This window comes from Pseudoclavibacter sp. VKM Ac-2867 (genome assembly GCF_015351275.1).
GTDB lineage: Bacteria > Actinomycetota > Actinomycetes > Actinomycetales > Microbacteriaceae > Pseudoclavibacter.
Window position 1 is genome coordinate 168,980 of record NZ_JADKSL010000007.1, and the last position, 11,925, is coordinate 180,904.

Annotated in this window: 12 protein-coding genes; 10 read left to right on the forward strand and 2 right to left on the reverse strand. The window is 69.2% G+C overall.

Translation table 11 applies throughout. The features are described from left to right. Positions 1-6 precede the first annotated feature (6 nt). From ITJ67_RS09145 to ITJ67_RS09190, 10 genes are all read left to right on the forward strand, one after another. Positions 7-1,005 (forward strand): thiamine pyrophosphate-dependent dehydrogenase E1 component subunit alpha, encoded by a 999-nt coding sequence (locus ITJ67_RS09145; protein WP_194677408.1) that lies wholly within the window; start codon positions 7-9, stop codon positions 1,003-1,005. Further along, positions 1,002-2,051 (forward strand): alpha-ketoacid dehydrogenase subunit beta, encoded by a 1,050-nt coding sequence (locus ITJ67_RS09150; protein WP_194677409.1) that lies wholly within the window; start codon positions 1,002-1,004, stop codon positions 2,049-2,051. The genes ITJ67_RS09145 and ITJ67_RS09150 overlap by 4 nt, the downstream gene beginning before the upstream one ends. Before the next feature lie 129 nt (positions 2,052-2,180). Beyond that, on the forward strand, positions 2,181-2,999 hold the full coding sequence (locus tag ITJ67_RS09155) for an SDR family NAD(P)-dependent oxidoreductase (RefSeq protein WP_160070820.1): 819 nt from the start codon (positions 2,181-2,183) through the stop codon (positions 2,997-2,999). 68 nt (positions 3,000-3,067) lie between these two features. After that, positions 3,068-3,505, forward strand: coding sequence for a DUF3151 domain-containing protein (locus tag ITJ67_RS09160; RefSeq protein WP_104240074.1), 438 nt, complete (start codon positions 3,068-3,070; stop codon positions 3,503-3,505). Positions 3,506-3,634: 129 nt separating this feature from the next. After that, positions 3,635-4,921, forward strand: coding sequence for an adenylosuccinate synthase (locus tag ITJ67_RS09165; protein ID WP_104305762.1), 1,287 nt, complete (start codon positions 3,635-3,637; stop codon positions 4,919-4,921). Between the two features lie 195 nt (positions 4,922-5,116). After that, positions 5,117-5,878: an alpha/beta fold hydrolase gene (locus tag ITJ67_RS09170; protein ID WP_160071545.1), complete on the forward strand. Its 762-nt coding sequence runs from the start codon at positions 5,117-5,119 to the stop codon at positions 5,876-5,878. A gap of 57 nt (positions 5,879-5,935) precedes the next feature. Further along, on the forward strand, positions 5,936-6,352 hold the full coding sequence (locus tag ITJ67_RS09175) for a DoxX family protein (protein ID WP_194677410.1): 417 nt from the start codon (positions 5,936-5,938) through the stop codon (positions 6,350-6,352). Between the two features lie 9 nt (positions 6,353-6,361). Further along, positions 6,362-7,954, forward strand: a complete 1,593-nt coding sequence (locus tag ITJ67_RS09180; protein ID WP_194677411.1) for a CYTH and CHAD domain-containing protein — start codon at positions 6,362-6,364, stop codon at positions 7,952-7,954. Positions 7,955-8,007: 53 nt separating this feature from the next. Beyond that, the gene (locus tag ITJ67_RS09185; protein ID WP_160070817.1) at positions 8,008-8,802 is read left to right on the forward strand and encodes an SDR family NAD(P)-dependent oxidoreductase; all 795 of its coding nucleotides are present in this window, start codon (positions 8,008-8,010) and stop codon (positions 8,800-8,802) included. Further along, positions 8,799-9,374 carry a pyridoxamine 5'-phosphate oxidase family protein gene (locus ITJ67_RS09190; RefSeq protein ID WP_194677412.1) on the forward strand — a complete coding sequence of 192 codons (576 nt, stop codon included), beginning with the start codon at positions 8,799-8,801 and terminating at the stop codon, positions 9,372-9,374. Before ITJ67_RS09185 ends, ITJ67_RS09190 begins: the two co-directional genes overlap by 4 nt. 5 nt (positions 9,375-9,379) lie before the next feature. Here ITJ67_RS09190 and ITJ67_RS09195 read toward each other — a convergent pair whose 3' ends face one another. Next, positions 9,380-10,519, reverse strand: coding sequence for a hypothetical protein (locus ITJ67_RS09195; protein ID WP_194677413.1), 1,140 nt, complete (start codon positions 10,517-10,519; stop codon positions 9,380-9,382). Between the two features lie 201 nt (positions 10,520-10,720). Beyond that, positions 10,721-11,908 (reverse strand): ROK family transcriptional regulator, encoded by a 1,188-nt coding sequence (locus ITJ67_RS09200; protein WP_194677414.1) that lies wholly within the window; start codon positions 11,906-11,908, stop codon positions 10,721-10,723. Positions 11,909-11,925 lie beyond the last annotated feature (17 nt).

An 11,925-nucleotide genomic window follows, 5' to 3' on the forward strand; every position in this document is an offset into this window, starting at 1 on the left:
GCGAACATGAGCAACTACACGCACGCTGCGGTGGGCCTCGAGGGGCTCATGCAGATGGCAAAGATCCGCGAGTTCGAACGACGCATGCCGCTGCTCTCCGAGGAGGGCCTCATCCGGGGCTCCACGCATCCATCCGTCGGCATGGAAGCGGTCGCAGTCGGCGTCTCGCTCGCCCTGCGGCCAGACGATGCGATCGCGAGCAACCATCGAGGCCACGCGCACACGCTGGCGAAGGGGGCAGACTTCGGACGCACCATGGCAGAGATCCTGGGCAGACGCGACGGATACTGCGGCGGCAAAGGTGGATCCATGCACATCGGTGTGCGGGAACTCGGCGTACTCGGCACGAACGGCATCGTCGGCGCTGGCATCGGCATCGCGACGGGTGCAGCGCTCGCCTCGAAGATCAAGGGCGACGACGCCGTCGCCGTCGCGTACTTCGGCGACGGGGGCTCCAACCAGGGGGTGCTCGCCGAGGCCTTCAATCTCGCCGCCATCTGGAAGCTGCCCGTCATCTTCGTTCTCGAGAACAACCACTATGCGCAGTCTGCGTCGGTCGAGGAGATGGTCGCCCAGCCCGACTTCAGCCAGCGCGGCACGGCATACGGAGTTCGGAGCGTCAACGTCGACGGCATGCAGCTGCGCGAGGTCTACGAAGCCACGGCGCAAGCCGTGGAGATCGCCCGTGCTGGCGGCGGGCCGAGCTTCATCGTCGCCGATACGTACCGCTACCTCGGTCACATGGCCGGAGACTCGGAGATCTATCGCGATGCCGAAGAAGTCGAGCGCTGGAGAGGCAAGGACCCGATCGCAGCCCTCGCCGCGCAGCTCCTCGAGGCACGCGTCATCTCCGAGGAGGAGTGGATCACCGCGCAGGAGCGCATCGTGGCCGAGGTCGAGGAAGCCGAGAAGTTCGCGAGGAACTCCCCGACGCCCGATGTCGCCGAGGCGTTCACCGACGTCTACGAGGACAACACCCGGATCAGGACAGGAGCAGCAGCATGAGCGCGACGACGAAGAACCTCAGCACGTGGCGTGCCCTCAACGCAGCACTCCACGACATCCTCGCCGACACTCCCGAGGCGTTTGTCATCGGCGAGGACATCACCACGTGGGGCACGGGCGGCGGCATCTATGGCGTCACCCGCAAGCTCGGCGATGTGTTCGGGCACGACCGTGTGCTGAACACGCCGATCAGCGAGGAAGTGCTCATCTCGGCCGTCGGGGCCGCCGCGGCCAGGGGTACCCGCCCCATCCTCGAGATCATGTACTCGGACTTCAGCTTCCTCGGCTTCGACGGCATCATCAACCAGGCCGCGAAGGCGAGGTACATGTTCGGGGGCCAGTTCGAGGTACCTCTCGTGATCCGGACCAACGGGGGGTCCGGCATCGGGAAGGCAGCGCAGCACTCGCAGTCCCTCGAGACGCTCTTCGCTCACATTCCGGGTCTCGAGGTCGCTGTCCCGGCGACTCCGGGAGACGCGTACGGGCTCCTCCGTCACGCCGTCACGACCAACAACCCGACGATCTTCCTCGAGCACAAGAACATGTACTACGACAAGGGGCAGGTCGACTTCCAGCCGGTGCCCTTCGGTCAGGCTCGGGTAGCAAGAGAAGGAAGTGACGTCACCATCGTCGCGACTCAGCAGCTCTTCATCCGCTCGCTCGCGGCGGCCGAGCGATTGGCCGAGGACAACATCAGCGTCGAGGTCATCGATCCGCGCACGCTGTTCCCTTTCGACATGGAGACCGTCTACACATCAGTCCGGAAGACGGGGCGCCTCGTCGTCGCCCACGAAGCGGTCAGAGACTACGGCTGGGGCGGGGAGTTCGTCGCGAACGTCGTCGAAGACACGTGGGATGCGCTGCACGCGGCTCCGGTCCGTCTCGGCGCCGCGCGCACGCCCATCCCCTATGCCGAAGAGCTCGAGGCGGCCGTGGTGCCGTCGGTGGAGGACGTCGTCGCGGCCGTGCGACGAGTCGTCGGTCCAGCGAGAACGCACGGCGAGACAGGCCACGTGGAGTTGGCCGAGCTGGGTCGAACCAGCTGACCGCAGGGCGTCGTCCGCCCCGCCCCGGCCCATGGAGCGCTCGGGCTGGGGCGGGCAGCGCCGAGCGGGCAAGTGCATGCCGCGCCCCAGGAGGGTGCGCGGTGAAATCCTCGAACGAAGGGGGAGCCCATGCGGCTCGCTGGCAAGACCGCGATCGTCTTCGGAGGCGGCTCGGTAGGAGGCGCCCTCAACAACGGGCTCGCCGCCAGCATCGTCTACGCGAGGGCTGGGGCGGCGATCACGATCGTCGACCGGGAACTCAGTGCAGTCGTCGACGGCATCGACCGCGTCAGGCAAGAATGCGGCCGTGTCGGCCGCGTCGCCGACGTGCACGGCGTTGTCGCGGACGTCACCGACGAAGCCGCCGTGGCCCGAGCCACCGACGACGCCCTGGAACGCCATGGCCGTATCGACGTGCTCCACAACAACGTCGGCATCGCCCGCATGGGCGGGCCCGTCGAGATGGAGCTCGAGGAATGGCGCACCGTCATGGATGTGAACCTCACGAGCGCGTTCCTCACCTGCAAGTACGTGCTGCCGGGCATGCTCCAAGCTGGCAGTGGGGCCATCGTGAACATCGCCTCGGTCGGGGGGATGCGCTACATCGGCTACAACTACCCGAGCTACTCAGCGACGAAGGGCGCACTCGTGCAGTTCACGACGAACCTCGGACTGCAGTACGCCTCACGCGGCATCCGCGCCAACTGCGTCGCGCCAGGCTTCATCGAGACACCCATGATGCACGCGCAGATCTCCGGTGCCTACGCCTCCGTGGAGGAGATGCTCGCAGCACGCAACGCGCTCTCCCCGACGGGAACCATGGGCGAACCCTACGACGTGGCAAACGCCGCGCTCTTCCTCGCTTCCGACGAAGCCAAGTACGTCAACGCGGTCTGCCTGCCCGTCGATGGCGGCCTGGTACAGCAGTCCTCCTTCCCGGTCTCCTGAGCCTCGCTTCTCCACAGCTTCGCTTCTCGATCGCGCCCCGAAACGAGCACAGGATAGAATCGGCTCCCGTGACCGGAACGAATCTCCTCGGCATCCCCGAGACGCGCCTTGCGGCTGAGCCAGAGGTCGTCGACGACCTGTCCAACCTGCCCCACGACCAGGCTGCGCTTGCGGCCATCGTCGAGAAGCACCCGGCCTCATCGCTGGCGTGGGCGACGCTCGCAGACGCCGCGCACGCCGACGGCAACACGATCGGCGCGTACGCCTACGCACGCGTCGGCTATCACCGGGGGCTCGACGCCCTCCGCAAAGCCGGGTGGCGAGGCCAAGGCCCCGTGCCGTGGTCGCACGACCCCAACAAGGGAGTCCTGCGCGCGTTCTACGCACTCCGACGGAGCGCAGCCGAGATCGGCGAGGAAGGCGAGCCCGAGCGCCTCGCCAGCCTGCTCCACGACGCCGACCCGCAGGCGATCACCGAGATCGAGCGGATGCACGCGGCGAGCTAGCGGCGCATCCGCACCAGCAGACAAGCAGGAAACAAGGCAGGGCCGCCGAGACGGCCCGCCGACCGCGCGGCTCACGCCACGCACACGACAGGCGCGAGCTGCGCCGATCCGACAGAACAGGGGCGACACATGCCAGGCGTAGCAATCATCGGCGGCCAATGGGGCGACGAAGGCAAGGGCAAGGCAACCGACCTCCTCGGCGACCGCATCGACTACGTCGTGAAGTTCAACGGCGGCAACAACGCCGGCCACACGGTCGTGATCGGCAACGAGAAGTACGCCCTGCACCTGCTGCCCTCCGGAATCCTCACCCCAGGCGTGACCCCCGTCATCGGCAACGGTGTCGTCATCGACCTCGACGTGCTCTTCCACGAGATCGACCACCTCGAGGCGCGCGGCGTCGACACCTCGAAGCTGCGCGTCTCCGCGAACGCGCACCTCATCACCGGCTACCACACCACGCTCGACAAGGTCACCGAGCGGTTCCTGGGGAAGCGCCAGATCGGCACGACCGGGCGCGGCATCGGCCCCGCCTACGCCGACAAGATCAACCGCATCGGCATCCGCGTGCAGGACCTCTTCGACGAGAACATCCTCCGCCAGAAGGTCGAAGCAGCGCTCTTCGGCAAGAACCACCTCCTCGTGAAGGTCTACAACCGTCGCGCGATCACGGTCAACGAGATCGTCGACGCGCTCCTCCTCCACGCCGAGCGCCTCCGTCCCATGGTCGGCGACACCTCGCTCGAGCTCTACGACGCCCTCAACGCTGGCCGCAACGTCGTCTTCGAGGGCGGCCAGGCGACCATGCTCGACGTCGACCACGGCACCTACCCGTACGTCACCTCGTCGTCGTCGACGGCGGGAGGCGCATCCACAGGCGCCGGTGTCGGCCCGACCCAGATCAACCGCATCATCGGCATCGTCAAGGCCTACATCACGCGCGTCGGCGCCGGCCCCTTCCCGACCGAGCTGTTCGACGAGTGGGGTGAGCTGCTCCGCACGCGTGGCGGCGAGTTCGGCACCACCACCGGACGCCCGCGACGCACCGGCTGGTACGACGTTCCCGTCGCGCGCTACACGGCCCGCATCAACGGGGTCACCGACTTCGTCATGACGAAGCTCGACGTCCTCAGCGGCATCGAGCGCATCCCCGTCTGCGTCGCCTACGACGTCGACGGCGTCCGCTTCGACGAGATGCCCGTCTCGCAGTCGGACATCCACCACGCGAAGCCCATCTACGAGTACTTCGACGGCTGGACCGAGGACCTCTCCGGCTGCCGCACCTTCGAGGAGCTGCCCGAGAACGCGCAGCTCTACGTGCAGGCGCTCGAGCGCCTCTCCGGTGCCCGCATCTCCGCGATCGGCGTCGGCCCGAAGCGCGACGAGATCATCCAGATCCACGACCTCATCGACTGACCGCGCCTCGCCGGCCGAAGCCCGGACGAGCCCCCACCTCGGGGAATCGTCCGGGCTTCGTCGTCGAGACCCGTGCGGGCGGCCCGAATCGAAGCGTTGCGCCCGTGTGCGGGCAAGGGCGCAACGCCTGAGACAATCGACGACGTGAATAGCGCCCCCGCAGCCCTGACCGTCCTCCCAGACCCCCAGTTCGTGATGGTCGGCGACGGTCACCGCATCGCCACCTACACGTGGGGAGATGTGGACGCACCGACGGTTATCGTCGTGCACGGCTTCGCGTCGAGCACGAAGGATAACTGGGTGGCGACGGGCTGGGTGCGCGACCTGCTGCGCGCCGGCTACCGCGTGCTCGGCCTCGACCAGCGCGGACACGGGCAGAGCGACAAGCCATACGAGGGTCGCGACTACGACATCCGCACGCTGGCCTCCGACGTCGAGGCCGTGCTCGACGCCTACCTCGTCGACACCGCACTGTACGTCGGCTACTCGCTCGGCGCCCGCGTCGGGTGGGAGGTCGCGCAGGACTTCGCCGACCGCATCCCGCGGGTGGTGCTCGGGGGAGTCCCGGACGGCGTGCCGCTCGGGCGCCTCGATATCGATCAGGTGCGCGAGCTCATCGACCACGGCACCCCCGTGCAGGACCCGGTGACGCAGAACTACCTCGCCCTCACGGAGCGCGTCGGCGGCAACGACCTGCGGGCCCTGCTCGCGATCGCCGAAGGGATGCGCGCATCCGGCAAGGCCGACCCCGACCTCGGTCGTGTGCCGCAGCAGCCGGTGCTCTTCGCGACCGGATCCCGCGACGGCATCATCGAGGGGTCCAGAGCCCTCTCCGCGGCGACGCCGCAGGCTCGCTTCTTCGAGATCCCGGACCGTCACCATTTCAACGCTCCCGGCTCGCGTGACTTCCGTGCAGCAGCCCTCGCCTTCCTCGCCGAGGAAGGCCAACAGGGCTAGCGGACCCCGGTGGGTGGCGACTGGGTGGCGTTCGGGAGCGCCGGGCAAGATGCTTCCATGTCGCCCAGAACAGTCGAACCTTCCTCCCGCGGACACGGCGGGGCCATCCCGTGGATCGTCGTCCTCCCCTTCGCCGTCTCAGGGGTCATCCACCTCATGAAGCCCGCCGTCTTCGAGCCGATCATCCCCAAACCGCTGCGGGGGCGCAGCCGCGAGCTGGTGGTCGCGTCCGGCGTCGCCGAGCTGGCGTGCGCGGCAGGGCTCGTGCGCCCATCGACACGGTCGATCGCGGGGCTCGCGAGCGCGGCCGTGCTGCTCGCGGTCTGGCCCGCCAACGCCCAGATGAGCGTCGACCTGGGCCGCCGGGCGTGGCGGAAGCGCACGGCCTCGTCGGTCGCCGCGTTTGTCGTCTCGGTTGCTCGTCTGCCGCTGCAGCTCCCGCTCATGAGGGCCGCGCTTGGCTCCGGGAGCTAGCCTTTCCGAATGAGCATCGAGTCGAAGAACGATCAGGTTCGGACGACCTCCGAGCAGCGGGAGATCGAGCGGAAGTACGACATTCCCGAGGGGGCGGGGGAGCCCGAGCTCTCGAGGCTCGGCGCGGGGCTCCGAGCAGGGGAGCCGGTCACGGAGACCCTCGTCGCCGAGTATGTCGACACTCCCGAGCTGGCGATCCTCGACGCCCGCTGCGTGCTGCGTCGCCGCACGGGCGGCGACGACGAGGGGTGGCACCTGAAGCGTCCGCGCAGCGGCGACGAGCGCATCGAGGTCCACGCTCCCGTGGGTGCCCCGCGGCGGATCCCGCCGGAGCTGCGCGCCCAGTTCGCGGACATCATCGGTGAGCGCCCCGTGCTTCCGCTCGTGGAGCTCACGACGACGCGCACGACCACTGAGGTGCGTGGCGGCGGCGCGTGGTCGGCCGGAGGGGCGAGGGGCGACGACGACGCGCTCGCGGCGCTCATCTGCGACGACGTCGTGCACGCCAGGGTCGTCCGCATCGGCGAGGAGCGCACGCTCGAGTGGCGGGAGTTCGAGGTCGAGCTGGCGGACGGCGCATCGACCCGGGTCTTCGACGAGATCGAGGCGGTGCTCTTCGACGCGGGCCTCACCCCGTCCGTCCACCGCTCCAAGCTCGTTCGCAGCCTCGACGGCGTCCAGCCGGCGCAGGCGCCAACGGGGCAGGGGGCGGCCGGTGACGCGGTCGTCTTCGCCATCGCCTCGCGGTTCGGCGAGTTCCAGGAGCAGGAGGCCGCGGCCCGCGTGGATGCGCCGGACGCGGTGCACCAGGCGAGGGTCGCGCTGCGCAGGCTGCGGAGCCTCCTCAAGGTCTTCGGCTCCCTGTTCGAAGCGGATGCTGTCGCGTCCCTCGCCGCGGAACTCAAGTGGGCTGGCGGCGTGTTCGGAGCTGCCCGCGACGCGGAGGTCCTCCGCGAGCTCGTGCTCGCCGAACTCGACTCGGCCGGACACCTCGAGGCGGCCGCGGGGGCTGTGGAACTCGCCAGAGTGCGGATCGAGGCGCTCATCGCCGACCGGCACGCAGCGGCTCTGGCGTCCTTCCGGGCGGAACTCGATGGGGAGCGCTGGGACGCACTGCACGACAGCCTCGTCTCCTTCGTCACCGCGCCCCCGTTCGCCGGGCCCGCCGACCGGCGCGCCCTCGGCACCATGCGGAGCTTGACCCGCACAGCGATCGGCACGGTCGAGAAGCGGACGGAACGCGCGCGCAAGAAGCCGAAGAAGCTCGAACGCTGGCACGACGTGCGCAAGGCCGCGAAGTCGGTCCGCTATGGCTACGAGGCCATCGACGAGCTGCCGGACGCGACGGCGAAGAAGCAGCGCAAGGAGTGGAAGCGCCTCGCGCAGGCCTTCGGCGAGCTGCAGGACTCGTCGATGCTCGACGAGGAGCTCGGCGCGCTGAGCGAGCAGCTCGGGCAGTCCGCGCAGGAGGGAGAGAGCGAGAAGACGGGTGCAGAGGACCGCGACGCTGCGGCCGTGCTCGGGGAGCTCCGGACCCGCATCCGCGCCCGCCAGAACGACGCCATGCGAGTCGCCCGCGACGCCCTCGACGACCTGGCCTGACCGGCCGGCCAGATCTGCACGGCCCGGTCAGGCGGTGGTGCCAGGATCGGCGCATGCACATCGATCTCTCGGGCCGCACGGCCCTCGTCACGGGTTCCACGCAAGGCATCGGCCTTGCGATCGCCGCGGATCTCGCCGCCGCTGGCGCGCACGTCATCGTGAACGGGCGCGGAGCCGCCAGCGTGGAATCGGCCGTCGCCGAGCTGCGCGGGCGCCTGCCAGACGCGACGATCGAGGGGGTGCCCGCCGACCTCGCGACGGCAGAGGGCGCGGCCGTCGTCCGCTCGGCGTTCCCTGACCTCGACATCCTCGTCAACAACCTCGGCATCTACGGCAGTACGCCCGCTCTCGAGATCAGCGACGAGGAATGGCTGCGCTACTTCGAGGTGAACGTGCTGTCGGCCGCCCGTCTCATGCGCGAGTACCTCCCCGGCATGACCTCGCGCGGCTGGGGTCGGGTCATCTCCATCGCGAGCGATTCAGCCGTCGTGATTCCTGAGGAGATGATCCACTACGGCATGACCAAGACGGCGCTGCTCGCGGTCTCGCGCGGCTACGCGAAGGCGGTGAAGGGCACCGGGGTGACCGTCAACGCCGTCATCGCGGGACCGACGCACACCGGCGGGGTCGAGGCGTTCGTGGCCGAGCTCGTGGGCGACGACCTCGCCTGGGATGAGGCGCAGCGCGAATTCATGCGGCGGCACCGGCCGCAGTCGCTCATCGAGCGTCTCATCGAGCCGGAGGAGATCGCGCACCTGGTCACCTACCTGGCATCGCCGCTGGCCTCCGCGACGACCGGAGGTGCCCTGCGCGTCGACGGCGGCTACGTCGACTCGATCCTGCCGTGAGTGTCGAGCGCAGCCTCGACGTCGGCGACGTCGGTGAGGTGTGGGCGTCGCTCGTCGCAGCCACGACGGGGCGCACGCCGTTCACGCTCGGCTACCTCGGCACCGTGGCGTCGGGCGGCGAGCCCCGCGTCCGCGCCGTGATCCTGCGAGCCGTGGATGAGCGGCGCGGCGTCGTGGCGTTCGCGACGGACAGTCGGACGGCGAAGGTCGGGGAGCTGGCCGAGAACCAGCGAGCGGCCCTCACGTTCTACGATCCGGACCTCGACGTGCAGCTGCGCCTGGACGGCCGCGCGGAGATCGTCACTGACGCTGCGGTCCGGCGCGAGATCTGGGAGGGGCTCGGGGCGGGGTCGAAGCGGCTCTACGACAAGCCTGAGGTGCCCGGGACTCGGCTGGCCGAGGGGAGCGCCGACGGTCGGGGGACGGGCGACGAGGCTGCGTTCGAGCGCTTCGCGTGGGTCCGGGTCACGGTCGACGCGATCGACGCGGTCGACCTCTCCGGCGCTGAGCACATCCGCTGCCGCCACACACGAGGAGTCGACTGCTGGGCAAGCGATCGGCTGGTTCCCTAGGCGCGCTACTGCATGGGCGCGTTCATGTTCGACGCCCAGGTTCGAATCGCTGAACGCTCGTTCTCGTCGCACACGTAGCCGTAGCCGGTGGTCGTGTCGCCGTTCGTGAGCGACCACTCACCGTAGTAGGTCAAGGCGTAGCAGTCGGCCATGGCTTCGGCACTGCCCTGGAAGAGGCCCTGCGCGAGCAGGTCGTTGTACTCGCCGCGATAGTCGAAGACGCTGGCGTTGTCGGCACGCTGGTAGACGTGGGCCAGCTCGTGCACGACGGTGAACTTGCTCGACCACTCGCCGAGCTCGCTCTCCGGGAGCAGATGCACGGTGAGCGAGTCTTCCTTCGTGATGCACCCTGTCGTGCGCCAATCCTCCCGATCGTCGGCCGTGCACGCGGTTGCCGCATCCCACTGAACGTCGAGGAAGCCCTTGCCTGCCGTGTCCACGATGCTCTCCGTGACCAGTCCGCTGGTGTTCACGCGACGGGCTTGCGCCTCAGCGACGCTGACCTCGAGGCCCTCGCGGAACGTCTTCGCCTGCGCTGCGAGCGTCTGCGCGGTGTACTCGAGCAGGTTCGGATCAGCGATCTTCTCGTCCTGCCGGAACAGCCACTCGAAGTCAGCGACGAGCCAGGCGACGGGCGACTCTTCGAACTCGAGGGACAGCTCGTCGATCTTGGCGCGTTCGTCCGCGTAGAGCGCGCGCTGGGTGTCGATCTCGGAATCTGCCGTTGGGGCAGCATCGGGTGTCGCCGCGCTGGAGAGGCCACCCGTCTCATCACCCCCGGAAAAGAGCAGTGCGCCGAAACCGGCGAAGACGACGACGGCAACGATGGCCACGACGGCCAGGCATCCACACCCGGCGAGCCAGCCGCCGACTCCGCGGCTTCGGCGAGGCACGTGCGGTGCTGCCGCCGGTGCGAGTGCACGACCTGCTGCTGACGGCGCTGGTTGGTGACCTGGCGCTCGTCCGGTCGACAGCGTCGGATTGACGCCTCTGATCCAACGGATGAGCTCAGGGGAAGCGGCTGGGTTCGCCGCGATGAGCCCATGGAGGTCCCAGCGCTGGGCGGCGAGATCGACGAGCACCTGCAGCGGTGTGCTCGGGTCGCAGGCGATCGCGTGCGCTGCCCTTGGCTGCCGGTCGTTCATTCGCTCCCCGTGATGTCCTGGCTCCCCGCCCGGGAGAGATGCGGTGCTGTCTGCTCCAGGATGGGACTCTCCTGCACCGATTCTGGCACCGATCCAGCGTAGTCGGCGGTGCGTTGCTGCCTGCTGCACCGCGTCTGGCTGTCCGAGAGTCGACGATCTGTGTCGCTCGATGGCCTCGCCGCGGCCGACCGGTGCGAGCAGCTAGGCGAGGGCCGCGTCGATGGCCTCGGCCGAGAGCACGTGATCGATGGCGAGCGCACTGGCGCCGAGGATCGCGGCGTCGCCTCGGGCTCGCGACGCCACGACCCGAAGATGCTGGGTCGCGAGCGGCAGGGAGCGCGAGTAGACGACTTCGCGGATGCCGGCCATGAGCTGCTCGCCCGCCTCCGCGATGCTCCCGCCGATGACGATCATCGACGGGTTGAGCATGCTGACACAGGCGGCGAGCACGGTGCCGACGTCGCGGCCGGCCTGACGGAGGGCGCGGGCTGCGCTGAGGTCTCCCGAGCGCACGAGCGCCACGATCTGCCCGCTGCCCGACACCTCGATGCCCTCTTCGCGGAGCCTGCGGGCTATGGCGTCGCTCCCGGCGACGGCTTCGAGGCAGCCGAGGTTGCCACACCTGCAGGGGATGTTCTCGGCGCCAGGCACGGCGATGTGCCCGATGTCGCCTGCGGCACCCCTGGCCCCACGTCGCAGCGAGCCGTCCGCGATGATGCCGGAGCCGATGCCGGTCGCGACCTTGACGAAGAGCAGATCAGAGACCTCGGGCCACTCGCTCCGGTGCTCGCCGAGGGCCATGATGTTGACGTCGTTGTCGACGAGCACAGGAGCGTCGAAGTGCGCGCCGAGCCTGCCGGCGACGTCGGCGTCGTCCCAGCCGGGCATGATGGGCGGGTTGATGGGGCGGCCGGAGCTGAACTCGACGGGCCCGGGGAGGCCGACGCCGACGCTCACGAGCTCGCGGCGCCCGCGGCTCGACGCGGCGAGCATCTCATCGCCCTTCTTGCACACCCAGGCCAGCACCGCGTCCGGCCCGAGGTCGATGGGCAGCTTGTCCTCGGAGTCGGCGATGATGTTCGAGGCGAGGTCGGTGAGGGCCATTCTCGCGTGGGTCGCGCCGAGGTCGACGGCGAGGACAACTCTGCTCTCGGGGGAGAAGGCGAAGACGGCGGGGGGCCTGCCGCCCGTCGAGTGGGCTTCGCCGACGGTCACGATGAGGCCCGCCGACATGAGCATGTCTATGCGCGTCGCGACCGTGGAGCGGGCCTGGCCGGTGACGGATGCAAGCTCGGCGCGCGTTCGGGGGGCGCCGTCGCGGAGCATCTGGAAGAGCTCTCCGGGCCCCGGTTGGCGCGACGCCGACTTCGGCAGCTGCTCGATGACCATGCGCGTCTTCTCTCTTG